Source organism: Amylibacter sp. IMCC11727 (assembly GCF_029854195.1).
Lineage (GTDB): Bacteria > Pseudomonadota > Alphaproteobacteria > Rhodobacterales > Rhodobacteraceae > Amylibacter.
This window is the reverse complement of the sequence record NZ_CP122960.1, coordinates 787028-813829: the sequence shown is the minus strand read 5'-3', so window position 1 is coordinate 813829 and position 26802 is coordinate 787028. Positions and strand designations below refer to the sequence as shown.

Annotated in this window: 23 protein-coding genes; 7 read left to right on the top strand and 16 right to left on the bottom strand. The window is 53.3% G+C overall.

The annotated features are described in order from the left end of the window. Positions 1-159 precede the first annotated feature (159 nt). Complete coding sequence (locus QBD29_RS04200) at positions 160-1296, top strand: Hint domain-containing protein (RefSeq protein ID WP_280100065.1); 1137 nt, start codon at positions 160-162, stop codon at positions 1294-1296. Positions 1297-1367: 71 nt separating this feature from the next. On the opposite strand, the gene QBD29_RS04195 is transcribed toward QBD29_RS04200, so the two are convergent. The 8 genes from QBD29_RS04195 to QBD29_RS04160 form a co-directional block, all read right to left on the bottom strand. After that, positions 1368-3032 (bottom strand): peptidoglycan-binding domain-containing protein, encoded by a 1665-nt coding sequence (locus tag QBD29_RS04195; protein ID WP_280100064.1) that lies wholly within the window; start codon positions 3030-3032, stop codon positions 1368-1370. Between the two features lie 53 nt (positions 3033-3085). Beyond that, positions 3086-4327 carry an AMP-binding protein gene (locus QBD29_RS04190; protein WP_280100063.1) on the bottom strand — a complete coding sequence of 414 codons (1242 nt, stop codon included), beginning with the start codon at positions 4325-4327 and terminating at the stop codon, positions 3086-3088. Between the two features lie 87 nt (positions 4328-4414). Then, complete coding sequence (locus QBD29_RS04185; RefSeq protein WP_280100062.1) at positions 4415-5239, bottom strand: ABC transporter ATP-binding protein; 825 nt, start codon at positions 5237-5239, stop codon at positions 4415-4417. A gap of 60 nt (positions 5240-5299) precedes the next feature. Further along, positions 5300-6598, bottom strand: a complete 1299-nt coding sequence (locus tag QBD29_RS04180) for an ABC transporter substrate-binding protein (protein WP_280100061.1) — start codon at positions 6596-6598, stop codon at positions 5300-5302. Positions 6599-6706: 108 nt separating this feature from the next. Then, positions 6707-7795, bottom strand: a complete 1089-nt coding sequence (locus tag QBD29_RS04175; RefSeq protein ID WP_280100060.1) for a branched-chain amino acid ABC transporter permease — start codon at positions 7793-7795, stop codon at positions 6707-6709. Between the two features lie 3 nt (positions 7796-7798). Next, positions 7799-8704 (bottom strand): branched-chain amino acid ABC transporter permease, encoded by a 906-nt coding sequence (locus tag QBD29_RS04170; protein ID WP_280100920.1) that lies wholly within the window; start codon positions 8702-8704, stop codon positions 7799-7801. Positions 8705-8757: 53 nt separating this feature from the next. Then, positions 8758-9570 (bottom strand): ABC transporter ATP-binding protein, encoded by an 813-nt coding sequence (locus QBD29_RS04165; RefSeq protein ID WP_280100059.1) that lies wholly within the window; start codon positions 9568-9570, stop codon positions 8758-8760. Further along, the gene (locus QBD29_RS04160) at positions 9567-11534 is read right to left on the bottom strand and encodes an AMP-binding protein (RefSeq protein WP_280100058.1); all 1968 of its coding nucleotides are present in this window, start codon (positions 11532-11534) and stop codon (positions 9567-9569) included. The genes QBD29_RS04165 and QBD29_RS04160 overlap by 4 nt, the downstream gene beginning before the upstream one ends. Before the next feature lie 267 nt (positions 11535-11801). Between QBD29_RS04160 and QBD29_RS04155 the strand changes: the two genes are divergently transcribed. From QBD29_RS04155 to QBD29_RS04145, 3 genes are read left to right on the top strand one after another with little or no spacing between them, the layout of a single operon-like run. Beyond that, positions 11802-13721: a PAS-domain containing protein gene (locus QBD29_RS04155; protein ID WP_280100057.1), complete on the top strand. Its 1920-nt coding sequence runs from the start codon at positions 11802-11804 to the stop codon at positions 13719-13721. Next, positions 13718-14428: a response regulator transcription factor gene (locus QBD29_RS04150; protein ID WP_280100056.1), complete on the top strand. Its 711-nt coding sequence runs from the start codon at positions 13718-13720 to the stop codon at positions 14426-14428. The genes QBD29_RS04155 and QBD29_RS04150 overlap by 4 nt, the downstream gene beginning before the upstream one ends. A gap of 47 nt (positions 14429-14475) precedes the next feature. After that, a complete protein-coding gene (locus QBD29_RS04145; protein WP_280100055.1) occupies positions 14476-15813 on the top strand; it encodes an aminotransferase class I/II-fold pyridoxal phosphate-dependent enzyme in 1338 nt (445 codons plus the stop codon). Here the strand turns inward: QBD29_RS04145 and QBD29_RS04140 are convergent. Both QBD29_RS04140 and fdhF read right to left on the bottom strand, forming a co-directional pair. Further along, positions 15783-16124 carry a hypothetical protein gene (locus QBD29_RS04140; protein WP_280100054.1) on the bottom strand — a complete coding sequence of 114 codons (342 nt, stop codon included), beginning with the start codon at positions 16122-16124 and terminating at the stop codon, positions 15783-15785. The two genes, QBD29_RS04145 and QBD29_RS04140, sit on opposite strands and share 31 nt — an antisense overlap. Positions 16125-16311: 187 nt before the next feature. Further along, positions 16312-19092: a formate dehydrogenase subunit alpha gene (gene fdhF, locus QBD29_RS04135; RefSeq protein WP_280100053.1), complete on the bottom strand. Its 2781-nt coding sequence runs from the start codon at positions 19090-19092 to the stop codon at positions 16312-16314. A gap of 223 nt (positions 19093-19315) precedes the next feature. Between fdhF and QBD29_RS04130 the strand changes: the two genes are divergently transcribed. Continuing rightward, positions 19316-19843: a hypothetical protein gene (locus tag QBD29_RS04130; protein ID WP_280100052.1), complete on the top strand. Its 528-nt coding sequence runs from the start codon at positions 19316-19318 to the stop codon at positions 19841-19843. Between the two features lie 305 nt (positions 19844-20148). On the opposite strand, the gene QBD29_RS04125 is transcribed toward QBD29_RS04130, so the two are convergent. Genes QBD29_RS04125 through QBD29_RS04100 form a run of 6 tightly spaced genes read right to left on the bottom strand, consistent with a single transcriptional unit; the run spans position 20149 to position 25303 of the window. Then, entirely contained in the window at positions 20149-20934 is a 786-nt protein-coding gene (locus QBD29_RS04125) for an SDR family NAD(P)-dependent oxidoreductase (RefSeq protein ID WP_280100051.1), read from the bottom strand. Further along, positions 20934-21434, bottom strand: coding sequence for a DUF3833 domain-containing protein (locus QBD29_RS04120; RefSeq protein WP_280100919.1), 501 nt, complete (start codon positions 21432-21434; stop codon positions 20934-20936). The genes QBD29_RS04125 and QBD29_RS04120 overlap by 1 nt, the downstream gene beginning before the upstream one ends. Before the next feature lie 52 nt (positions 21435-21486). Beyond that, positions 21487-22731 (bottom strand): MFS transporter, encoded by a 1245-nt coding sequence (locus QBD29_RS04115; RefSeq protein ID WP_280100050.1) that lies wholly within the window; start codon positions 22729-22731, stop codon positions 21487-21489. Beyond that, on the bottom strand, positions 22732-23265 hold the full coding sequence (locus QBD29_RS04110; RefSeq protein ID WP_280100049.1) for a hypothetical protein: 534 nt from the start codon (positions 23263-23265) through the stop codon (positions 22732-22734). Continuing rightward, entirely contained in the window at positions 23262-24026 is a 765-nt protein-coding gene (locus tag QBD29_RS04105; RefSeq protein ID WP_280100048.1) for a DUF1365 domain-containing protein, read from the bottom strand. The genes QBD29_RS04110 and QBD29_RS04105 overlap by 4 nt, the downstream gene beginning before the upstream one ends. Continuing rightward, on the bottom strand, positions 24017-25303 hold the full coding sequence (locus tag QBD29_RS04100; protein ID WP_280100047.1) for an FAD-dependent oxidoreductase: 1287 nt from the start codon (positions 25301-25303) through the stop codon (positions 24017-24019). Before QBD29_RS04100 ends, QBD29_RS04105 begins: the two co-directional genes overlap by 10 nt. Positions 25304-25524: 221 nt before the next feature. Here QBD29_RS04100 and QBD29_RS04095 point away from each other — a divergent pair, with 221 nt between their 5' ends. Together QBD29_RS04095 and QBD29_RS04090 are read left to right on the top strand one after the other, a co-directional pair. Beyond that, positions 25525-26085, top strand: coding sequence for a sigma-70 family RNA polymerase sigma factor (locus QBD29_RS04095; protein ID WP_280100046.1), 561 nt, complete (start codon positions 25525-25527; stop codon positions 26083-26085). Positions 26086-26090: 5 nt separating this feature from the next. Then, positions 26091-26729, top strand: coding sequence for a ChrR family anti-sigma-E factor (locus tag QBD29_RS04090; RefSeq protein ID WP_280100045.1), 639 nt, complete (start codon positions 26091-26093; stop codon positions 26727-26729). Positions 26730-26802 lie beyond the last annotated feature (73 nt).

Genomic DNA, 26802 nt, shown 5'->3' with positions numbered 1-26802 from the left:
AATACGCTAAAACAATCAATACGCTTTGCAATTTAAAACCCAGCAAGCCGTTTTTGTCCTGAAACCCCTAAAATTGTCATGAAATGGAAACGCCCTCGCCTTGTTTTGGTCACTTTCACTCTCCATTTGAGGGCCTAGAGCAGAAAAGATGGGTATATCATGGCAGCTTTATTAGATTGGTCAGTATTTCAAACTGGCGGCACAAACACAGTATCAGACGGAGCCACTGGCAACGACGCGGATGTGACTGTGACGACAACCAGTATGACATTCTTTGCCGACACCAATGGAACCTATGGCACTTCGGGATTCATTTATGGGTCTGGCGGCACAACGGCCAATCCGAACACCACTTCCATTGATTTTGGCGAAAACGTTCATAACGCGTCTTTCGAACTGCTCGATGTGGACGGCGGTGATACGTGGAGCGATGCGGTCACAATTGCAGCCGTTGATTCCGATGGTAATCCCGTTGCCGTAGATTTCAGCAGTATCGACCCTGCTTTTCAAACCGTCACGGACAACGGCGATGGAACTTACACGGTGACCGCCACGGGTGCGGCCAGCAACAACTTTGACGGGTCAGGCTCCGCAGACAGTGTTCTTGTCGGTTTCCTTGGTCCTGTGTCCAACATCGATATCAGCTTTTCCAACGGCCCAACTCAATCCAACGCAGGGACGATCGGTATCAACGATATCAGCTTTGACATCGTTTGTTTCACCCCAGGCACATTGATCAAAACCCCTCTGGGCGACATTGCCGTAGAATCGTTGAACGTCGGGGATGTGGTTGTCACCCAAGACAGCGGCCTGCAAACCATTCGTTGGATAGGCCGCAAAAAGGTATCTGGCGCGCGCTTGCAAGCCTCTCCAAACCTGCGCCCTGTTTTAATCAAGAAGGACGCCTTTGGCCCCAACATGCCAGACCGCGATATGCACGTTTCTCCGCAACATCGCATTCTGGTGTCTAACGCCCGTACAATGCTGAACTTTGCCGAAACCGAAGTTCTCGCTCCTGCAAAGGGTCTGATCACCGATCAATCTGTGATGGTCGACAGCGCAACCAAAAGCGTTGAATACATTCATATCCTGTTCGACAAACATGAAATCGTGTTCTCAAACAACCTGCCGACCAAGAGCTTCCATCCAGGCGATCTGTCACTGGCGGGGCTGGATGACGAAGCGCGTAACGAAGTGTTCGAACTCTTCCCAGAATTGCGTAGCGATTACACCTCTTACGGTCCCGCTGCACATATGTCTTTGTCTGTAAGCGAAAGCTCCATTTTGATGCACTAATCTGTGCGCCCATCAATGGTTAAGGCAAAAAACGGCCCCCAAGCGCATAGTTTGGGGGCCGTTTTTGTGTTTTATTCAGACATCAACCGAACAACCGTGCGCCGGGTGACAAATCCTGTCACGGGCAGGCCACGGGCATTCTGATAATCCCGAATGGCCGCGCGGGTGTTTTTGGTAAAGTTGCCATCCTGTTTTCCTGGTTTCAGGCCAATCGCTTTCAACTTTCGTTCAATCAGCAACATCATAGAGGGGCTCATTTTCAGCGCCTCTTCTTCGCGTTTCGCTGCGGCCCGCTGTTCTTTTTCCGCATCCGTAGCCGTCAATTGATCTATCCGCGCAATCGCCAGCCGTGTGAAAGACCCATCAGGATAGTCCCCAACAAAGCGGCGATAAGCTGGCACAGTGTCCTCGGCTTTGGCCGCGTCCCACGCAGCCTTTTCAACCGCCTTAGCAGACGCATTCTTTTCTTCTTCTATGCGCTGCAATTCTTTGCGCGCCGCCGCAGAATACAACCCTTTGGGATACTTACTGAGATACGCCAGATAATCGGCCTCGGTCCCCCGTGCGCCCGTGCGTTCCCACAGTTTAGCATCGGCCGCATCACGGCGGCGCTTTTCACGCTCCGCTTCTTCGGCCATTTCTGCCGCACGCTCTTCTGATTGGTTGCGCAATCGGCGCAGGGTTTTGGGGTTCATAAACCCATCCCCATCCAATCCATTCAACGACTGGAACCGCTTGATCGCAGCGCGTGATCCTGGCCCAAACAGGCCATCAATACCCTTTGGGTTGAAACCAAGCAGGGACAGTTGTTCTTGCACCCGTCGCCGATCATTGCGCGTCAGCGCCATATCCAGCTCAGCCTTTTCTTCGGGCGTATATTTCGGCGTTGCATCGGCTATCACCTGCAGCATCTGCTGGGCTTGCTCTGCAAACTCACCCGAAGGATACCGCCGCAAATAGGTTTCGTAGGACGCCTTGCTGCCAATCGCATCCGCGGCCTGCCAAAATGCTTCCTCGGCCAAGGCCGCAGAAACACCGAGGTCTACGACCACTTCTTCCTCAATGTCCGCATCAAGGGTTTCGTTCAACGACACCCAATCAGATACTAACCCTGAAATTTTCAGCTTTGGCGATGCTTCAACCGCTTCCGCCAAGGACACATCTGGCTGCAAAAACGCATCAAGCAGCGCCTTTTGCACATGTGTCGGCGTTCCTTCCGCCACCATCACCCCTTGGGGTATCCGCAACCGACCAATGCCCTTTTGAATGGGCGCATCAACGGGGGTGTGGGGCTTAACTCGCGCCAGAAATAATGCGGCCCCGCCTGGCTTTTCCCCCAAGAACGAAAGAATGGCCGACAAGGGCATCGCATCAAACCCGATGTTTGACAACGACGGCGATTGTAAATCCGTTGGCGCAAACCACGTTCCAGATCGTGCCTTCATAAACTGCCCTGCCAGCACAACCACGACCCGATCCGCATCGCCATGCAACCGCTCAAACTGATCAAAGGCGTCCTTTAGACGAGCCTCACTCGCATCCGTCAGTTGAATAACCTCATACCCCGCGGCTTCGAACGCACGCGAGGTGCGCAAAACAGACTGCGCATTGGGAACTTTGTTAAAATTGCGATAGGTTTCGTTGCCAACCATCAAAACAAGGTCTTTGGCAGATACGCCCCCTGCCCCAAACAAAAGGGCAGCCAAAGCGGCTCCGATAACAGTGCGAATTCCCATTTTAAATCTCCTTAGATCCGATGGTGTACCCTGACACGCATCGGCGCTAAGGGTCAGTCATAGGTGCGTTGATCGTCAATCACCTTACCATCATTTGGCAATGAACCGATGTTATGCAATAACACGGCCCCGCGAAGCTTTAGAACATCCTTAACGGTCGCCTCAATTTTGCCGATGTCCGCACCGTTCTCAGCTTCGCAAAGTACCTCCATATGATCCGCCTCGCCGTCACGACTGACCACAACACGAACCTTGGAAATTTCATCATGGCGGACAACCAATTCGGCCACTTGTTCAGGACGCACAAACATCCCTTTGATCTTTGCGGTTTGATCCGCACGTCCCATCCAGCCCTTGATCCGCATGTTGGTGCGCCCACACGGGCTTTGCCCTGTCAGCACCGCAGACATATCGCCCGTGGCAAATCGGATCAGCGGGTAATCAGGGTTCAACGTGGTCACAACAACCTCGCCCACTTCGCCTTCCGCCACAGGATTTCCCGTTCCGGGTGTAACGATTTCCACGATCACACCTTCATCAACGATCATCCCCTCCATCGCGGGGCTTTCATATGCGATGGATCCCAAATCCGCAGTGCCATAGCCTTGCAAACAAGAAATCCCACGATCCGCATATTCTTGGCGCAGTGACGGAAACAATGCTCCGCCCCCGACACAGGCTTTGGTCAACCGAGAGAGGTCCACGCCCATCTCATCCGCTTTATCAAGAATGATTTTCAGGTAATCAGGCGTCCCCGTATAGGCCGTAACCCCACAGGCCAGCGCCGCTTGCACCTGCAATTCTGTCTGCCCTGTTCCTGCGGGCAAAACTGTTGCCCCAACTGCGGCACACCCATTTTCAAACATCATACCCGCTGGTGTTAAGTGATAAGAGAAACAGTTCTGTACCACATCCCCTTTGCCAATGCCCGCAGCAAACAGGCCACGCCCCATGCGCCACCAATCACGGCCCCGCATCCCTGGTTCATAAATTGGACCTGGTGATTGAAACACATGATCAAACTCTGCCACTTGCCGCGCGGCATATCCCCCCAAAGGTGTAACTTTTTTCTGCGCTGCGCCCAGTTCGGATTTCCGCAGCATTGGCAATTTCGCCAAGGCCGCCATATCCACCACATCGGCAGGGTTCACATCATTCAAAGACGCGCAATAGCCACCCGCATGCTTCACCGCATTGGCGATTTGTGCTGGCAAAGCTGTGGCCAAATCCGCCGCACGCTGATCCGCACTCCGCGTTTCCAATTCATCGTAAAAAGCGCCCACTTCGGCCTCCATTCCCACCCCCTGCTCTTCTTTTGAGCTTAAATATCCTGGGGGTTTGGGGGCAACGCCCCCGTGCTATGTATTCGAACTGAAAAACGATTAAGACAACCAACGTTTCCGACGACGGTACGACCGTACTTCGCGGAATGATTTGCGCCCTTCATCCGACATGCCGAGATAGAACTCTTTCACATCTGGGTTTTCGCGCAGATCCGCCGCAGGGCCATCCATCACAACACGGCCTGATTCCAGAATATACCCGTAGTGTGCAAACCGCAGCGCCACATTGGTGTTCTGTTCCGCCAGTAGAAACGACACGCCTTCTTTTTCATTCAGGTCTTTCACAATCGTGAAAATCTCTTCTACCAACTGTGGCGCCAAACCCATGGACGGCTCATCAAGCAGCACCGTTTCGGGTGTGGACATCAACGCACGGCCAATGGCCACCATTTGTTGTTCCCCGCCAGAGGTATACCCCGCAAGCGATTTGCGGCGCTCCTTTAGACGCGGGAAATACGTGTAAACAAGGTCGAGGCTTTCTTTCAACTCGGCCCGTGAAATCTTACGGGTATATGCCCCCGTGAGCAGGTTTTCTTCGACGGTCAGGTGGCCAAAACAATGGCGTCCTTCCATCACTTGGATCACGCCGCGGCGCACCAGTTCCGCAGGCGACAAGCCCGCAACTTTTTGACCACGGTATTCAATCGTCCCTTTGGTCACATCACCCCGCTCAGACAACAACAGGTTCGAAATCGCCTTAAGCGTGGTCGATTTGCCTGCGCCATTCCCCCCGAGCAGCGCGGTGATGCCGCCCTTGGGAACGCTCAAAGACACACCTTTCAGGACCAAGATGACGTGATTGTAAATCACCTCAATATTGTTCACCTGCAACAAGGTTTCTTCGGTTTTTCCATCGTCTAGCATGGGTCAAAATCCATCAAATTAAGATATCTGGCGCGGCGTGTGCCGCGCCAGACAAAGGTCTTAGTTACAAGTCTGTGTTTTCCACTCAGGCTTGTCGGCTACGTATTGTGCCGCAGCGTCTGTCAAAAGCGGAGCAACCACATCTGTCATAGGTGCAATCGGCTCTGAGATTTGGTCCCAGCTGGAACCGTTCCACTGCTGCATGAACACGGAACCCGCGCCCTCGTGGTCCGCACAATCACCTTTGATAGGTGCTGTGAAACCAGCCAGGCCCAGCTCTTTCAAACGTGCTTCGGACAGGTCAAATGTTTCCAAACCAACGCGCATGTCTGCACCTGTGATGGATTTCTTGCCAGTCGCTTTCTGTGCTGCTGCGATGGCTTCTGCCACGATCACAGCGTTGAACATGCCACGGTTGTACAAAACGCCACCAACGTCTGCTGGGTCCGCTTTCGAATTCCCTGCTTCAACAACATGTTTGATCATGTCCTGAACGGCTGGGAAGTCTGTGCCAATACCAGAGAAGTTTGCACCGATGTAGCCTTTACCAGCTTCACCAACTGGACGCAGGTCAACGTCTGCCGCTGCCCACCAGTTGCCGATGAAACGATCCATTGGGTAACGGATTTTCGCAGCTTCTTTGATCGCAGATGCGTTCATGGCGCCAAAGCCCCACATCACCATCCAGTCAGGGCGCTCTTTACGAACGTTCAACCACTGTGCGGATTGTGCCTGCATTTCTTTCACACCAACGGGGAAGTAAGCCACTTCAAAGCCCATCTTCGGTGCCAGCTCTTCAAGCAGTGGAATAGGCTCTTTACCGTAACCAACGTCGAGGTAGATAAAGCCAATCTTTTTGCCTTCAACACCGCCGTTTGCGTCGATGTACTTCAGGATAGAAGACATCTGTGACCAGTAAGACGCTGGATAAGTAAACGTCCAAGGGAATGTTTCACCCTTCGCAGCCGCTGACAAACCGTACCCCATGGACAGGATCGGAATTTCATCCACTGGTGCTTTTGGGATCAACTGCAATGTGATGCCTGTGGAATACGGGTTATAGACGAGCGCGCCTTTACCCTTTGTGGCTTCGTAACACTCAACGCCTTTTTGCGCGTTGTAGGCTGTCTCACACTCTTCCATCACCACTTTTGCACCACCGATGCCGCCATCGCGTGCGTTCAGCATGGCAAAGTAATCGGCGAAACCGTTGGCGATCTGAACGCCAGCGCCCGCAAATGGGCCAGTCCGGTATGACAAGGAAGGAACGTAAAGTGTGTCCTCCGCCTGTGCTGTTTCATATGATGCGCCTGTGACCACTGCGGCCGCCAGAGCACCTGCAAAAAGCTGCTTAAGCATGTTGCATTCTCCCTTTGATGGGCCACCCCGTGGCAACCCGTGAATGAGACCTCTCCTTTTGCCAACAGCGCGGTCTCGTTTGGCTGTTGGCGCATCGCGGCACGATCCCTAGTGCGGGAACGGCCAGATTCTTAATTTCTGTTTCACGATTTGCCACAAACGGGCCATGCCGTGCGGTTCTGCGATCAGGATCACGACGATCATCACACCAATGGCCACAAGGCTTACGTTTTCCATCACGGTCGCATTGATCCCGAACCAGCTTTTGCCAAGTTCCTTCAACACAATCGGGAAGGTCCAGATGAACGCGGCCCCCATAAACGACCCCGTAAGAGAACCAAGCCCCCCAAGGATCACCATAAACAGATACAGGAACGAATGGTTCACATCGAAGCTTTCAACTTCCGCAGCACCGAGCCACAGGAACACCATCAACGCGCCAGACACACCGATGAAATAGGATGACACCGCGAATGCTGACAGCTTCGCCGTCAAAGGCCGCACGCCGATCAATTCCGCCGCAATATCCATATCGCGGATCATCATCCAGCTGCGCCCAATGCGGCCGCGTACCAAGTTGCCAGCAATGATGGTCAGGAACACAAGGATCGACAGCACCACCAAATACCGCGTAACAGGTTCCGCACTGGCCCCCGTTACGATCCAGCCAAACACCTCGCGTTGGGGCACCTCAATCGCGCCAGATGGGTTGTAGTTGTAGAGCCAACCCACACGAATAAAGCACCATTCCAAAAAGAACTGCGCGGCCAGCGTGGCAACAACCAGATAAAACCCTTTGATCCGCAGCGATGGCAGGCCGAACAACGCCCCCACAATCGCGGACACAAATCCACTGGCAAAGATAATGATGATGATATTCACATCTGGGAAATAGGACGTCAGCTTGTAACAGGCATACGCCCCAACCCCCATAAACGCCCCTGTCCCAAGGCTGATCTGCCCCGTGAAGCCAACCAGAATGTTGAGCCCGATGGTGGTGATGGTAAAGATCAGCACAGGGATCATAATGGCGTTCATCGCGAACCCATACTCTAGCCCTGGGATGCCAAAGAACGGCACGAATAAATAGGCCAGCACCAACCAGATCGCGATACCGATCTTGTCTTGCTTGATCGGAAACGCCTGAAGGTCCTGTTCATACGTCGTGTTGTATTGTCCTGCTTCGCGGTAAAACATCTGTTAAACTCTCTCGATAATCTTGTCGCCAAACAGGCCTTGTGGACGGAACAGCAGGAAGATCAGCGCGATCACATATGCGAACCAGCCTTCCACGCCAGAGCCAAAGAGCGGCCCCCAATAAATCTCGAATATTTTCTCGCCGATCCCGATGATCAGGCCGCCAACAATGGCCCCTGGGATAGATGTGAACCCGCCCAGAACCAGCACAGGCAACGCCTTGAGCGCGATAATCTGGAGTGAGAAAGACACGTCAGAACGTGCGCCCCACATAATCCCTGTGACCAGCGCCACGATTCCCGCGGCAAACCACACGATCACCCAGATTTGGTTGAGCGAAATACCAACCGACAGCGATGCCTGATGGTCATCGGCAACAGCGCGCAAGGCACGGCCTACTTTGGTGTAGCTAAAGAAGAAGCCAAGCCCAACGATCATCAAAACCGCAATTACCGTCGCCGCAATGTCGATATGTTGGAAGATCACGAGACCACCGCCCGGTTCCCAAACGCTCGATCCTGTGGGCAGCCACAGCTGCTCGGTAATCATCGTTTTGGTTTCACCGCCGAAAATCCACTGGCCAAGACCGATCAGGATATTCGTCAAACCAATTGTTGCCATAAACAGAATAATATCAGGCTGGTTCACCAGTTTTCGCAGCACAAACCGTTCGACCGAGAAGGCCAGACAATACATCACCCCCAGCGTAATCAGCAGCGCCAGAAACGCGGGAACACCCAGTTCATATAGCCCCACAAGTGTAAGGCCAGAGAACACAACCATGATCCCTTGGGCAAAGTTAAACACACCAGAGGCCTTGAAAATCAGCACAAAGCCCAGCGCGATCAGGGCATAAAGAACCCCAGCCACAAACCCTTCCCACAGCACCTGCATAAGGAAATCTGGCAGGGCGATCATATCGGCAAAAGGGCCGACAAAAATGCTATAGAGTAAATCCGACATCAGTGCTCAACCCCCAAATAAGCGTCGATCACCGCTTGGTTCTTTTGAACCTCATCAGGTGTACCGTCCGCCAACATTTTCCCGTAATCAAGGCAAACCACACGGTCCGCCAAATCCATCACCACGGACATATCGTGCTCAATCAGCGCAATCGTCGTGCCGTATTGATCGTTCACATCAAGGATAAAGCGGCTCATGTCCTCTTTTTCCTCAACGTTCATCCCCGCCATTGGCTCATCGAGCAGCAACAGCTTTGGCTCCATCGCCAATGCGCGCGCCAATTCCACGCGTTTTTGCAAACCATAAGGCAAACTGCCCACGGGCTCTTTGCGGATGTGCTGAATCTCCAAAAAGTCGATGATCTCTTCGCAGCGGCGGCGGTGTTCCACCTCTTCTTGCACCGCAGGGCCGACGCGCAGCATTTGCCAGAGGAAGTTCTTCTTCATCATCAACTGACGGCCCGTCATCACATTTTCAACCGTAGTCATACCCTTGAACAACGCGATATTCTGAAACGTCCGCGCAATCCCTTGGGCTGCAATCTGATAGGGCTTCATCGCGGGGCGTTTAGAGCCGTTAAACCAGACTTCGCCTTCTTGCGGATGATAAAATCCGTTGATGACGTTCAACATGGACGATTTACCCGCCCCGTTCGGACCGATAATCGCCCGAATTTCACCCTCGCGGATGTCAAACGAGATGTCCTGAATGGCCACCACACCGCCAAAACGCAGCGTGATGTTCTTCATCTCCATCATAACGCCCCCAATGGTGCGCCCGTCTGGGGTTACATAGGATTCAGCTGTATTCATTCCGCCGCTACCTTGTCGCTCGCGGTTGCAAACACTTTTGCATCGCGCATTTCCAGTGTCGCACTGATGGAGCCTTTGCGCCCATCTTCATACGTCACCTCTGTTTCCGTCGAAATTTGCGCAGACCCGTCGTACAGACCGTTAATCAAATCCGCGAATTTCTCTTCGATGATGCGGCGGCGCACCTTTTGCGTCCGCGTCAATTCTCCATCATCGGCATCCAATTGCTTGTGCAATACACAGAACCGATGGATCTGACAGCCAGACAACATCGGGTCTTCGGCCACAGAGGCATTCACTGCCTCCACATGCTCCTGCATCGTCGCCAGAACCTGCGGATGCCCCGCCAATTCCTGATAAGATGAATACGCAATGTTGTTCCGCTCGGCCCAGTTGCCAACCGCCGTCAAATCAATGTTCAGGAACGCCACACAGCGATCCTTTTCATTTCCAAATACAACAGCTTCCAGAATGTTGGGATAAAATTTCAGTTTATTTTCAACATACTTAGGCGCAAACATACGACCATCGGCCATTTGCCCAACGTCTTTGGCGCGGTCGATAATCCGCAAATGCCCAGTGTCTTCTTCGATGAAACCCGCGTCCCCTGTGGCAACCCAACCTTCGGCATCTTTGGTGTCTGCCGTGCTTTCTGGGTTTTTGTAATATTCCACGAACGCACCTGGTGATTTGTAAAACACCTCGCCGTTGTCCGCGATGCGCAGTTCCACACCTGGGGCTGGAACACCAACCGTATCGGCGCGCACTTCCCCATCGGGCTGCACAGTAACAAAAACAGATGCTTCTGTCTGACCGTACAATTGTTTCAGATTGATCCCCAAGGAGCGATAGAAATCGAAAATCTCAGGCCCAATCGCCTCCCCCGCTGTATAGCCAACACGCACACGCGACAGGCCCAGCGTATTTTTCAACGGCCCATACACAAGGAAATTACCAATTGCATACTTCAGCTTTTCGCCAAAACTCACTGGCTTACCGTCCAGAATTTTCGGCCCAACCTCTTTGGCGAAATCCATGTATTTCTTGAACATCCGCTGCTTGCTTGGGCTGGCGTCTTCCATACGGATCATCACCGATGTCAACACACCTTCGAAATACCGTGGCGGCGCAAAGAAATAGCTTGGCCCGATTTCACGCAGGTCATGCTGCATAGTTTCTTGGCTTTCTGGGCAGCAAACACAAAATCCGCTCCAATACCCTGTACCAATGGTAAAGATGAAATCCCCAACCCATGCCATCGGCAGATAGGCCAACACACTGTCATCTGCGTGCAGGTTATCAAACTCTGACGCCGCTTTACCTGACATAATGATGTTCTGGTTTGACAGCACCACCCCCTTTGGGCGGCCTGTCGTGCCAGAGGTGTAAAGCATCACACACGTGGTATCGAAATCCTGCTTGGCCAGTCGCGCGTCCAACTCGGCCTTTTGGCTGCTTTTGCGGCCAGCTTCCTGTACGTCACGATAACCGTGCAACGCCGAATGATCGTATTTACGCAAACCCCTTGGGTCGACATAAATGATCTGCTCCATTCCTGGCAGCTGATCCTTTACATCCAAACACTTATCAACCTGCTCTTGGTCTTCGGCAAACACAAACCGTGCTGAACAGTGATCGAGCACATAGGCCATCTCTTCTGCCACAGCATCTTGGTACAGCGGAACAGGGACGCCACCACAAGATTGGACCGCAACCATCGCCCAGTAAAAATAGGGGCGGTTTTTCCCAATGATCGCAACATGGTCGCCTTCATTCAGGCCCATGTCCAACAAGCCAAGCGCCAAGGCGTTGATTTCATCGCCCACTTGGGCCCACGTCCAGCTTTGCCAGATGCCAAATTCTTTTTCACGATACGCAGGCTTGTCGCCGTATTGCGCAACATTGCGGGCCAAAAGGCGCGGAATAGTATCGAGGTTCCCAACAGGGGACTGTCCAGATGTCACGAGTCATTTCCTCCCAGTTGCCAGCGTCCGACTTGTGCGTCCGTCCAGCGTCACGCAGGGCTCATGATTCCCCGCACGACATCATTGATTGAGAAAACAGTGACGTCAAAACCATTCTGAACTTTTTCGGAAATGTATCAAAATGTTACAGACCCCTTTGCGTTGCAAAGTGGCGCTGACAAAGTATTGCAAAGTAATGCTCGAGAAGCACACCCGCGCAACTTTCCCCCTAGCAATCCCCGCCTCCCCTCTGCTACGCAAATCCCCATGTCGGATCAAACCACAACCCAAATGATGCGCGCAGGGCTAAACCTCATTGGTCAAGCTCTCACCATTTTTGACGCAGACCTCCGCCTGTCTGTGGCCAACCGACGGTATCAGGAAATGTTTGGCCTGCCCGATCATATCGTTGAAATTGGGACAGATTTTGCCGACACCATCCGCTATTTGGCATCGCGTGGGGATTACGGTGAAATCGCCGATCTCGAAGAATTTGTTGTCAGTCGAACCGAACAGGCCCGCGCATTTGAACCCCATTACATGGAACGTCAACGCAGCAACGGCCAGTGGATTTCGGTCGAAGGCAGCCCGTTGCGCACAGGCGGTTGGGTGGCGGTTTACACCGACATCACGCAAATCAAACAACAAGAATCCTTGCTCCGATCAGAGGGTGCAAAACTCGAAGCGGACCTGTTCAATCGCTCCGAAGAACTCGCCGAAACCAACCGTTCCCTCGCCGCAACCATCGCCACGCTGGAAGAAACCAAACGGGACCTCACCGAAGCCGAAGCCCGCGCGCGAATGACATCAGAAATGACACCAGCCCACATCGCCCATGTGGACCGCGACCAACGCTATACCTATTCCAACCGTAAACTATCCGAAGTCATTGGCTCACAACCGCGCTCCATCATTGGTCTGACGGCGCGCGAAGCTTTGGGCGATGAAGCCTACAACCAACTGAAATCAAAATTCGAAAGCGCCTTTGCGGGCGAACCTTCTGTCACCGAAGTGGACCTGCAAGACGCCACACGCCGTGTTCGTGTCGCCCTGACACCAGATGTGGCCCCCGATGGAACCAACAACGGCGCTTACGTTTTATCAATGGACATCACCGCCGAGGCGCAGGCCCGTGCCGCGCTCACCCAAACACGCAAGCGCGAATTGGCGGCACAACTGACCAGCGGTCTCGCCCATGACTTTGCCAATTTGCTGACTGTCATCTTAGGCCTGCAAAGCAAATTGGAACGCATCGAAAACCTGCCAGATACCGCCAAGGACGCGATCGCAACCACCAAAGCTGCCGCCCTGCGGGGTGGGGAGTTGCTGGACCGACTCTCTGATGTGTCCGCGCGCCGTGACCTTTCGATTTCTGCGGTTTCCATTGATACACTGTTTGAAGATATCTCTAATCTGGCACACGCGGCATTGCCCGACACGATCACGTTCGACACCGAAAACCAAGGCATTGAAAGCGCCGTGATGCTGGATCATGGTTTTGTTCAAGACGGCCTTTTGAACCTTGTCTTGAACGCACGTGACGCAATCGGGGAAGCGGGGGAAATCCATCTGACCGCCCGATTGCGTGGCACCACATGGATCGAATTTATTGTCACCGACACAGGATCAGGCTTCACCAACGAAGCCTTGCAGAGCGCACTTGACCCGTTTTTCACCACCAAGAAAGACGAGGGTTCGGGCCTTGGCTTGACCATGGCTTACGACTTTGCGCAAATGTCCGGTGGACGCGTGCGCATCAAAAATCGTCCCGAAGTCGGGGCCGAAGTCACGATCCAGCTGCCCCTGCGATTTGGCACACAAACCACAGATCCGGGTATGGTTCTGCTGGTCGAAGACCGCGAAGACCTGCGTTTGCAAACCCGTGAAATGCTGCGCGAAATGGGCCATTCCGTGATTGAAGCAGACAACGCCGAAGAAGCACTTACGCTTGCACAAATTCCTGGGGTCAGCCACGTGCTAACCGATATTATGCTTGGCGATGGAATGAACGGGTTTGAAATGGCGCAAGAACTGCTTACTGCGGGACACAATATGCCCGTCATAATGATGACAGGTCTACCTGTTGACGACCCCATTCACCAACAGGCCAGCGCACAATTTCCTTTGCTGCGCAAACCCTTTGCTGGCCCGCAATTGGCCGAGAAATTTCACGAGGTTCACGCATGAGCACAAATGCACCCCTGATTTCCATTCTGGATGATGAACCACAAATACGTCTCATGCTCGCCGATGCGCTTGAGGCGGCGGGATTTCGCACCGCCAGTTTTGGACGTGCCACAGAATTCGAAGCCTCGCTTCATTCTTCCAAACCCGACATTTGTCTTGTCGATCTGGGCCTGCCAGACAAAGATGGCCTTGCCCTTGTTCACCGTCTGGCAACGGATCAAGGGGCGGCAATCATTATCATTTCTGGCCGCAATCAAGTACAAGACAAAATCACTGGATTAGAGTTGGGCGCCGATGACTATATCATCAAACCGTTTGACCCAGCCGAGGTGGTGGCCCGTGCCCGCGCCCTGCTGCGACGCGGGAAATCCAACTCATCCGAAACATCGCAAGTTGCCAAATTTGCCGGTTGGTCCGCAGATTTTGATCAATACCTCCTCACCCCAGATGACGGCGCACCTGCCCCCTTGTCCCAAGCAGAAGGCGAAGTGTTGCGTCTGTTTTTGAACGCTCCCAACCGACTGATTTCTCGTGCGTTTATGCAGGAATCCTTGGGCGGTGACGCATCAGACAGCTTTGATCGTGCCATGGATGTGCGGGTCTCGCGCTTGCGCACAAAACTGCGCGATGATCCGAAAAATCCCAAATTGATTAAAACCATCTATGGCGCAGGATATATTTTTCTGGGCACAGTGGATTGGCAATAACTTCACACACGGCCAACCGAACCGCAGCATTCTAAAACGAGGCTTTCATGACGTCCCTTTCCCACCGCCCTTGGGTTCCCGCACATTCAGAAACACTGGTTCAACAGATCGCGAACACCACCGCAACCGCGTCCAGCACGGGCATCGCTGCGCGGCTCGAAACGCTCGCCGCAGACAATCGGCATATCCACGAAAGGGATTGTTTTAACCTCAATCCTGCCACCAACGTGATCAACCCCCGTGCTGCTGCGCTGCTGTCAAGCGGCATCGGGGAACGCCCGTCCCTTGGGTATCCAGGTGACAAATACGAAATGGGGTTAGAGGCGATTGAAGAAATCGAGGTCATTTGCGCCGAACTCGCCGCCGAAGTGTTCCGCGCTAAATTTGCCGAAATCCGTGTGCCGTCTGGGGCCATCGCAAACCTTTATGCTTTTATGGCCACCTGCAAGCCAGGTGACACAATCATCGCGCCCCCTGCATCTGTTGGCGGGCATGTCACGCATCACATTGCAGGGTGTGCAGGGTTGTATGGGTTGAACATTCTGCATGCGCCGATTGATGCAGATGGGTACACAATTGATGTGGTTGGCCTGCGCGATATGGCCCACAAATCCAATCCCGCGTTGATTACCATTGGCTGCTCGCTGAACTTGTTTCCCCATCCCGTGGCCGATATTCGCGTCATCGCGGATGAAGTGGGCGCTAAGGTATTGTTCGATGCGGCGCACCAATGTGGGATCATTGCGGGCGGTGCGTGGCCTGATCCACTGGCCGAAGGGGCCCATGTGATGACCATGTCCACCTATAAATCCCTTGGCGGCCCAGCAGGTGGTTTGATCGTCACCAATGACGCTGACATGGCAGAACGGCTCGACGCGATTGCCTTTCCTGGCATGACCGCAAATTTCGACGCGGCCAAATCTGCCGCTCTGGCCATGACATTGCTGGATTGGCGTGACCACGGGGTGGCCTACGCAAAACAGATGATCGACGTGGCTCAGGCCCTGTCACGCGAACTGACTCGTTGCGACATCCCCGTGTTTGCCGCCGCAAAAGGGGGAACAACCTCGCACCAACTGGCCATCGAATCCGCAGCATTTGGCGGTGGACAAACGGCGGCGAAAAAACTGCGCCAAGCTGGGTTTCTAACCTGCGGCATCGGCCTGCCCATTGCCGAAGTTGAAGGGGATTTAAACGGCTTGCGCATTGGCACCCCTGAAATCGTTCGCTTTGGTGTGACACGAGCGGATGCCCCCAAAATTGCCGATCTACTGGTCCGCGCATTGCGCTCCAACGATCCTGCGTCTCTGGCCGCAGAAACCGCAACACTACGCAAAAAGTTTCAATCACTCCACTATATGAACGCAGGATCAGGCAGCCGATAAGCAGACCCACTAAAGAAGACATTGTCAGGTCGTTTGATGCGCACGTTGTTGCGATCCAAATGATACCCACGGTGTTCCAGCACCTGGCGGATCATATGCCCGATCATTTGTTTCGTGGTGTTTTGGCCGATGTTGGGCCCGAAGTCCGCGACAAGGTAGGGAGACAACGCCTCCACCGCGGGGCGGCGCAGGTAACTGGCCACTTCCATGACTTGAACATGCGCAGGTTCGTGCAACCAGTGCCACAGCGCTTGCCCCAAAGGGGTGGCCGCCAATCGGGCAAAATGATCTGGGCGATAAGGTGTGGGCATGGCGAAAACTCCCTTTGTAAACATGATATTAACGTCTACGACACTACGCCAACCACATTACCAAACCTTTAACGTCGACACGTCCAAACAAACGTGTCGACGTTAAAGGTTTGGTAATAAAATCGGACGAGCCAAAAGAAAAAGGGCATCGCTTCCAATGCCCTTTTCAAATCACACTGTCTGCGAATTATTCCGCCGCAATGGCATCTTCATACTTCTCAACCTTCACAGCCGAGAATTTGAATTCTGGAATTTTCCCATAAGGATCCAACGCAGAGTTTGTCAGAATATTCGCCGCCGCCTCAACATAGGCAAACGGCAAGAACACCATATCCTCGGCCACCGCACGATCCGCCCGTGCCATTGTCACAATGGACCCACGTTTGGTTGTCAATCGGATCATACCGCCAGGCTCCACGCCCATCTTGCGCAGCGTTTTGGGGTGCAAAGAACAGTTCGCTTCTGGCTCCAAACCATCCAAAACTGTCGCACGACGCGTCATTGATCCGGTGTGCCAATGCTCCAACTGACGTCCCGTTGTCAAAATCATCGGGTACTCCGCATCTGGCACATCATCAGGGGCGATGATGCTGGCGGGCGTGAATTTCGCGCGGCCTTCGGGACGCGGGAAGCCATCGCCAAATACAATCGGTTGGCCGGGGTCTTCGGGAGACAAGGACGGATAAGTCACCGCCTCATTTTCCAGACGCGCCCACGTGATATTGTCGAGCGACGACATGCCCATTTTCATCTCGGCAAAAATCTGGCTCGGGTGTGTATACCCCCAATCAAGGCCCAAACGATCTGCCAATTCGGTTGTGATCGCCCAATCTTCGCGCGCTTCACCTGGGGGCGGAACGGCAGGGCGGCCCATTTGCACCTGACGGTTTGTGTTCGTCACGGTGCCTGTTTTCTCGGCAAAGGCGCTGGCTGGCAGAATGACATCGGCATAGTTCGCAGTTTCAGTCAGGAAGATATCCTGAACCACCAAATGCTCCAGCTTTGCCAAGGCATCGCGCGCATGTTCGACATCCGGGTCAGACATGGCTGGGTTTTCGCCCAGAATATACATGCCGCGAATATCGCCATCATGCACAGCATCCATGATTTCCACCACGGTCAGGCCCTTTTCAGCGCCAAAATCCACATCCGAATTCCAGATTTCGTTGAACGCAGAGCGAACACCATCTTCGCCAACAGGCTGATAATCTGGCAGGAACATCGGGATCATGCCCGCATCAGATGCCCCTTGCACGTTGTTCTGGCCCCGCAGCGGGTGCAGGCCTGCACCTGGGCGACCCACTTGCCCTGTCATCAAGGCCAGCGAAATCAAACACCGCGAATTGTCGGTGCCGTGGATGTGCTGGGAAATCCCCATGCCCCAGAAAATCATGCCCGCTTTGGCAGTGGCAAACAAACGCGCCACTTCCTTCAGCTCTTCGGCTTCAATGCCGCAAATCTCTGCCATCTTTTCTGGTGGGAAATCCTTCAGGTGCGCTTTCTGCGCTTCCCAGTTTTCCGTGTAGGCTTCGATATACTGTTGATCGTACAGGTTTTCCTCAACAATCGTGTGCATGATCGCGTTCAGCATCGACACGTCTGTGCCTGGGCGGAATTTCAAACGATGTGTTGCGTGTTTACCCAATCCTACGCCGCGCGGATCCATAACGATCAGCTTGCCGCCGCGTTTCGTAAACTGCTTAAAGAATGTCGCGGCCACTGGGTGGTTTTCAATCGGGTTGGCCCCAATCACAATCGCCACATCTGCGTTTTCAATCTCGTTAAACGTGGCAGACACCGCGCCAGAGCCCACATTTTCCATCAGCGCTGCAACGGATGATGCGTGACACAGGCGTGTACAGTGATCTACGTTGTTGTGCCCAAATCCCTGACGGATCAGCTTTTGGAACAAATACGCTTCTTCGTTTGTACATTTGGCAGAGCCAAAGCCCGCAATGGATTTACCGCCGCGCTCATCACGCAGCTTGGCCAAACCGCCTGCCGCAAATGACATCGCTTCTTCCCACGATGCTTCGCGGTAAAAATCGAGAACGTTATCAGGATGCACGTTCAACCCTTTGGCTGGCGCATCATCGCGACGGATCAGCGGCTTTGTCAGGCGGTGATCATGATGGATGTAATCAAACCCGAAACGACCTTTTACGCACAAACGGCCCTCGTTGGCTGGCCCATCGATACCATCAACCCACGCCACTTTGCCGTCTTTCACCTTCATGGACACCTGACAGCCAACGCCGCAGAATGGGCAAACGGATTTCACTTCTTCATCGTAATCTTTGCTGTCCCCCACAAGGAACTCATCAAGCGCCTTGGCAGGCATCAACGCACCTGTTGGACAGGCTTGCACACATTCGCCACAGGCCACACAAGAACTGTCGCCCATCGGATCGTTCATATCAAACACGATCTGGCTGTCATGCCCACGGCCCGCCATGCCAATCACATCGTTCACCTGCACTTCGCGACAGGCGCGCACACACAAGTTACAGGAAATACAAGCATCAAGGTTCACAGACATCGCCACGTGGCTGTCATCAAGCAACGGAATGCGATCTTTCTCGAGCTTTGGGAAACGGCTGGCAGTCACACCGTTCAAATCCGCCATATCCCAGAAATGGGATGATTTATCATGGGCCACGTCACGCTCTGGCTGATCGGCAACCAGCATTTCCATCACCATTTTACGGGCAGTTTGTGCGCGGTTGCTTTCGGACTTTACCACCATGCCTTCAGATGGCTTGCGAATACAGGACGCCACTAATGTGCGCTCCCCGTCCACTTCAACCATACAGGCGCGGCAGTTGCCGTCAGAGCGATAGCCCTTCTCCCCTGAGTGGCACAAATGCGGAATGGTCGTACCTTCGCGCTTGGCCACTTCCCAAATGGTTTCATCAGGACCAGCGACGACAACTTGACCGTCTAATGTGAACTGGATTGCATCGGCCATAACGGAATCTCCCAAGAGTGTAGGCATTTGTATACATACACCATAGAGGCGGAAAATACCAAAGTGGATAATCGACATTTTCCCGTTCGATAACGTCGATATCGAAATGTTTCCTATCACAACATCGCGCCGAAGTGATCCTTTATCCCTCTTGCCCCCTATCACGCCCCAGAAAAAAGCTGCTAACTTCAACGAAATAAGCACATCCAAAAGGAATCGCCCCATGCGCCGTCTGATGATTTTTGCCGCCTTGCTGACCACCCTCTTTGGGGCTCCGGCCTTTGCCGCGGATATCACCGATTTCTTTGGCACGTTCACAGGAACCGCTAAAATCACGGAAAACGACACCACAGAAGACCGTGATATGAGCGTGACAATCGCCCAAACAGACAAAGGATTTCAGGTGTCTTGGACCTCTGTCATTTCCAGATCTGATGGGCGCACAAAGGAAAACACCTATACCATCCTGTTCATCCCGACACAGCGCGATGACATCTTTGCATCCGCGATGAAAACCAATGTTTTTGGCAAAGCGGTGCCGCTGGATCCGCTCAAAGGTGATCCCTACGTCTGGTCGCGTCTGTCAGATGACACGCTCAGCGTGTTTTCCCTGCTTATCGACGAAAACGGCAACTATATGGTTCAGGAGTATCACCGAACCTTGGCCGAAGGGGGCTTGGATTTGGAATATCGCCGCTTCCGCGATGGTCAGGCGCTCAAATCCGTCAACGCCTTTCTCGCCAAAAACTAGGGCCTGTTAACACTATCGACATCATCGCAGCGCGAGACGGATTTCGCTCTGCACAAGGCATCTGGCGTGCATAAATCTCGCGATTTTCAGCGCCAGATAACGCCCCCTTTCGGGCATGCAAGCATGCCCTGCCGGGCAGCGGAGCAGGGCAAAATCCACCGCGCCGCGTTGCGGTTTCGCGAATTTTCGCCAGACCTGCGTTATCGGCCCTTGAAATAGATCACTATTCCTGCGGCCAGATGCCTTGTTCTGACGAAAATTCGACTGAAACTGCGGTGATGTCGATACTGTTAACAGACCCTAAATCATTCTGCCGCGTGCGGTTTTGAACTGGTTGATTTACCCTTTTCAGCCGTATCGGGCTTCGTTCCAAAAATGCGATAATACGCCCAAGCGGGCAGAAAATTTCCACCGCGAAACAGCCAAGAAAACACACGTGGAAAATTGCTCTGGAACCGATTTGATCGCATTGCCGAGATGACGTGATCTGCGGCCGTGTCTGCGTCCATCACAAAAGGCATGGCAAAATCGTTTTTGTCTGTAAGGCGTGTTTTGATAAATCCAGGGTTCACCAACTGCACCTTCACACCTGTAGTGCGCAATTCGGCATAGAGATTTTCAGCCAAATGCATCATCCCAGCTTTGCTCGCTCCATACCCGATGGCCCCGGGCAATCCGCGAAATCCTGACAGGCTGCCGATCAGAACGACATGGCCTGAATCACGTTTGATCATAGCAGGCACGATGGCACCCATTACGCGCGCTGCACCCGTGAAATTAATGTCACACATGGCCTCTACGGCCTCTGCATCCCAATCCTGTGCTGCCATCGGCCAATAAACACCCGCACCGTAAATCACACCATCCACGGGGCCGACATCTGCCGCCGCCGCTTGGACAGCCGCCGCGTCTGATACATCCAAAGGATGCACGCTTGCACTGTTTGGCAACGCATCCGCCAGCTCTTGCAACCGATCCCCATTTCGTGCGGACAGGGCCAGCTCGATCCCAGCTTCGGACAGTTTAAACGCTAACGCACGACCCAAACCTTCGGACGCTCCCACCAACCAATATCGCGCACCTTTTTGCATCACGCATCCGCCCTACGAATGGTGGCAACCAATTCGGCCACTTTGATCCCGAACTTGCGCATCTGACTGCGGTTCACCAACGTGCCGTTGTCCAGCAGATACATCCAATCAGTTGTCTCCAACTCGTGCCCACCTGCGGCATCTGCCAATTTAATCCGATAGTTCAGCTTGATCGCCGACCCCATCTGCACACCTTCACCCGTTCCGATCACATCGGGGGCTTCTGCATCAAACGTGCCGTCATTCTTCGACGTCAAAAACCATTCGCGCTTTTGTTTTGTGCCGCTGTCAAAATGGAAATTCTCTACCAAATGGCCTTTGTTGCCATCCCATGTGCCATACATATCCGCCACAAATCGCGATGTGACGCGCCCTGTTGGACCATACAAAACACCTTCGCATATCAGAGGCCCATTCAGATGGGTCCGAATATCAAATTCAGGTCCACCATTCACATAATCCTGCGGTTTTTGCGCTTTAAATCCAAAATAGCGAAACATCAGGATAAAGCTTAGAAACACAGAACACGCGCCAAAGGCAAACATCAACAGATCAGACATATTGGGTCTCCTCAATCGGTGTCCAATACAGGACAGCCAAAGCAAAAATCTTTAGAACGGATGGAACCACCGCATAGGTGATGGTCAGCACCAGCAGCACCTGTGGAGGGTTCACGTCATTGGTGGAAAAGCCAGCGTTATCGAGCGCGGGCAGAACGGTTACGGCGGCCAGTGCAAGGGTGAATTTCGCACAGAAATTCCACAATCCAAACGCCTGCCCACCGCCTCTATGAACCGCCTTCACACGCTTACTGAACATCGCTGGCAGCAAGGTCATATCAGCGCCCAGCGCTGCACCCGAAAATAGACAGATCACGGCAAAGGCCCAAACATCCCCATCCCCAAGCGTGACAGCAAAACTGAAGGTGACAATCGCCATCAACATGCCCGCCATTAACGTCCATTTCGCTCCCTTGGCGTGGGCGACCTTGGCCCAAAATGGCACGCTCGCTGCAGCAGACAAAAAGAACAACAACAACAGCGGTCCCGCGGCCTCTGCACTGCCCAAACGATATTCAACAAAAAACAGGAACAGGCTAGAACTCACCGCGGCTGGCGCAGCGTTCAACAGCCCAACCACCAACAATTGGCGCAGCACGGGATCAGCCAACAAAACGCGCGTGTTGGTCGCAACGACACGCGCCTTGCCTGTCCATTCGCGCGACATAACCACAACGCCCACGGAACAGGCCACCGCAAACACGATGGCAAAGGCGGCCATCGGCGCACCAAACCCAAGGCTCAGAAAAATCGTCGGCAAAATCGCAGCCAAACAAATGCCGACCAACGCGCCGCTTTCACGCCAGCCCGCCAAACGCACATGGCCATCATCTCCTATTGCGTCGCCTTTAACGATGCCTCGCGCGTAAAACAGGATCGACAAGGCGCTAAAGGCTGTAAACAAAACCGCAAGACACAGAATAAACCACACCAACGGGTTAATCGGCGCGGGAATTGCAAACAGCGCGACCATGGCCCCCGCCAACAGCGCGGTCATCACACCCGCAAACAGCGCCCGCCACGGGCCAAGGTGATCAATGATCCAGCCCAAGATCGGGTCCTGAATAAAATCCAGCATCCGCAACCCCAACAACGCAGATGCGATAGAGGTAAGCGACAAATCATACTGATCCACGTAAAACTTTGGCGCATGAATATACAGCGGCAAACCTGCCGCTGCTAATATCCCTGCAAAGGTGGAATACCGATGCAGCCCCAAAGAAAATCCGCTCGCCATTTAACCGTTACCACGCAACTTCTTTGCGCCACGCGCATCGCGCGATGTCGGGGCCAGCCAAATGCCAAAGAACCGTTTTCGTAAATTCGGGTAGCTGATGGTACAACTTTTGCGCCCGTTCACATACATCACCAGACGGTTTGCCGCCTCGGCCACGCCCGTGATCCGTGTGCCCTTGTCCACGTCAACCAAGCAATCAACCAATTTGCGTTCTAGCCGCGCATGATCTTCGGGGGACGATCCTTCAACCCGCGCGATTTCTTCTACCGAAGATCGCGCCAAAACCTCTTTGCTGAACGGATACAGATAATTCAGTGACAACGCGAACTCCTGATCAAGGCTAAAGTCCCCCGCCTTTGGCGTCCATAATTCTGCATTGAACAGTCGGAACCCCCAAAACCGCGCGGTGTGTTGCCCTTGCAAATTCGGCGCAGCAAATTCTGTCTCTACTTCGCGCGGAGCAGCCTGCGCATGGGCGGCCGTGCAAACCACCGCAATTGTGAGTGCAGCTAAGGTCGATTGATACATCTTCATGATGAAACCTCCGTTTCTGGCGCGTGTGGACGGGCACGAAATCCAGCACCTTTCCACCACAAGCGCACCGCTTGCCAATGAATCAGCGCCAACACCCGCAACGATCCCATTGGGCGGGCCAAGGCGGCCCCCACAATGGAAGCGTTTGTCATGGGTTTGCGTGGCCCGTGAAATGTTGCGTAAACACCGCTTTCGGTGCTGCGATAATCAATCACGATGCCAATATGTTCAGGTGTGATATCGAAGCGAAATGTGTATTCCCCTTCAACGGGTTGAAACGGAGATACATGGAAAATCTTACGCGCCTTCAACCGATCACTGGCCTCAATCGGGCTTAGATCTTTGTGGTAACATAGATAGGAATGGCGATCCCCATAGGTGTTGTTTACCTCGGCTATCACCATGCGCAACACATCACTGTCGTCATAAATCAGCCAAAAGCTGACCGGATTGAACACATGGCCCCATACACGCGGCTGTGCCAGCAGCAAAATCCGCCCCTGAGCCAAACCATCAAATCCGTGATCCATCAGAACATCACGCACCCAGGCAACGCCGCGCCCGTTGGTCCGCTCACCGCCGTGATCTTTGTCAAACAAGGCCGTTACATTGCCCCGATTGCGCGAAAACAGACGCGGACCGTCACAAGTTTCATCAGGGTCCGTCAGCACATAATCTACGCGATACCGGAACGCATTTTTAATCGCCCCATGCCTCCCGTGATAGGTGTGTCCACAGATATGTTCAGGTGTCACGCCCATTGCGGCACCATCCCCATATCTTCTGCCACATCCACACCACTGGAATAGCCATCTTCGTGGAATCCGTTGCGCATGTACGCGCCACAGAACCATGTGTTGTTCGTGCCTTGTATGGCTTTCAACTGATCCTGCGCCGCCAAAGCAGCCCGATCAAACACGGGGTGCATAAAGTTCGCTTCTTCGTAGATCAACTCATCCTTGATCTGAACGCTTGGGTTCAACGAGCCCAGCAACAAATCATCATGCGGGATCGGTTGTAGCGAATTCATCCAATAGGTAATGCCCACAGGATCCGAGATATTCTGTTGCGCAGTGGAATACGTCCAACTGGCCCAACACGCCTTGCGCTTTGGCATAACGGATGGGTCAGCATGCAAAACTGCACGGTTGTTTTGATATTTGATCGCCCCCAACAACGCCGTTTCATCAGCGGAGGGGTCTTCTAACATGCACAACGCCTGATCGGAATGGCAGGCAAACACCACACGGTCAAATTGCTCCCATTCCCCAGAAACCGCGCGGACCTCAACACCCAGCGCAGATCGACGCACACCAACGACATCCGCTCCCAAGCGAATGGCGCACCCTTGCGCCCGCATCGCTCGATCCAAACGCTTCACATATTCGATGGACCCGCCTTCAACGGTATACCACTGATGCTGCCCGTAAACGCCCAACAGATTGTGGTTCTGGAAAAACCGCGTCAACGCTTGCGCAGGGAACGACATCATTTGTTCTAGCGGCGTGGACCAAATTGCCCCCGAAAACGGCAGGAGGTAATATTTCTGGAACCACTCGCCTAATTTCAACCGCTCCATCAGTTCACCCAAAGTAACATTGGGGTCTTTTGCAGCGTTAACCGCTCTGGCGTTAAATCGCATGATATCGACCAACATGCCCAAAAACTTTGGGTTCACCACATTGCGCTTTTGCGCGAACAGCGCTGCCAGATCGTTCAATGCGTATTCCACGCGTCCACCATCCGCAGATACGCCAAAACTCATGTCACTTTTCGCAACGGGTACATCCAATTCTTTGAAAAGGGCGGCCAACCGAGGATAATTTGCGTAGTTAAACACAATGAACCCCGTATCCACGGGCTGGTCGCCATTTTGGCCTGCTACCACAGTGCGTGCATGTCCACCCAAGCGCTTTTCGGATTCAAACAACGTCACTTTGTGCGCCTTTGAAAGCATGTGCGCTGCCCCCATGCCTGATATTCCAGCGCCAATCACAGCAATTTTTAACGGCGCGCTCGGCGCATATTCAAACGGCATTCTGTCTTCCTTGAATGGTATTCACTAACTATACGCCCCACCGTTCAAATTGGATCAATTGACTCGCAGTGAAAAAAAATTCCTAGAATTGTGATCCAAACAAAACTTCCGCGCGTAAACTTCACATGTTAGATATGACGACACTCGCGGAAAAAACCGATGCGCCCTCGCAGCGCAAAGGCTATAGTGCCGTTGCAAAACAGCAAAAGTTAAGGAATCACATGGCACGCTCGGAAAATTCTTCGTGCCCAGATACCGATTGGTCCGCGAAAATTGTCCTCGTTCGCGAAAATCGTGACGAAGCTGCCTTTGCAGATCTGTTCGCCCATTTCGCACCACGTATTAAAGGTTTCTTGATCAAGTCAGGTGCTTCGCACACCCTCGCAGAAGAGTGCGCCCAAGAAGCCATGGTTACCCTTTGGAACAAAGCTCACTTGTTTGATCCCACCCGCGCCTCTGCGGCCACGTGGATTTTCACAATTGCACGCAACAAAAAGATCGACGCCTTTCGCAAATCTGCACGGCCAGAGCCAGAAGACCTCCCTTGGGGGCCAGAGCCAGAGCCCGAACAAGCAGACGCGTTGGTACTGCAACAGGAAACCCAAAAACTCGCCCAAGCAATCGCGGACCTGCCCAAAAAGCAGCGCGATATCGTACAAAAGGCGTATTTTGGTGAATTATCTCATGCCGAGTTGGCCGAAAAAACTGGCCTACCTCTTGGCACAATCAAATCCCGCATTAGGTTGGCGCTTGGCCGCCTCCGCCAGACACTGAGTGAGTAAGTAAAATGACCGTTAAACATGTTTTGAACGATCAGTTAGCAATGGGTTACGCAGCAGGCGTATTGCCCGAAGCCTTCGACCTAGTGGTCGCAGCGCATCTTTCGTTGTCCGACGAAAGTCGTGCCCTCGTAAACAGCTACGAAGCTGTGGGCGCATGCGTCATGGAAGAGTGCGAAACCGTTGAAATGAGCAATACGGCTCTTTCCGCCACATTGAGCCGTATCAAAGCCAACGATGCGATCACACCCAGAGTGAAACCATCTGGCATTCTGCCAGCGCCGATCCAAAAATATGTAGGTGGCGATGTGGATAAAGTTAAATGGAAACCGCTGGGCGGTGGTGTCAAACAGGCCATCCTGCCAACAGATGGTACGGCACAGGCGCGCCTGCTGTTCATCCCAGCGGGCCAATCCGTACCAGATCATGGTCACCAAGGCACCGAATTGACTTTGGTCCTGCAAGGGTCATTCAGCGACGAAGTAGATCACTTCGCTCGTGGCGATATCGAAATCGCGAACGAAGATTTGGATCACCAGCCAGTGGCCAGCTTGGATGCAGATTGCATCTGCATCGCCGCCACAGACGCCCCATTGCGGTTTAACAGCTTGATCCCTCGCCTGTTACAACCGTTCTTTAAAATCTGAAATGCTAAAGGGGCCTAAGGCCCCTTTTTTCTGCGTGTCTTCGTCGGACGACGGCACGCAAACCTCACTCATA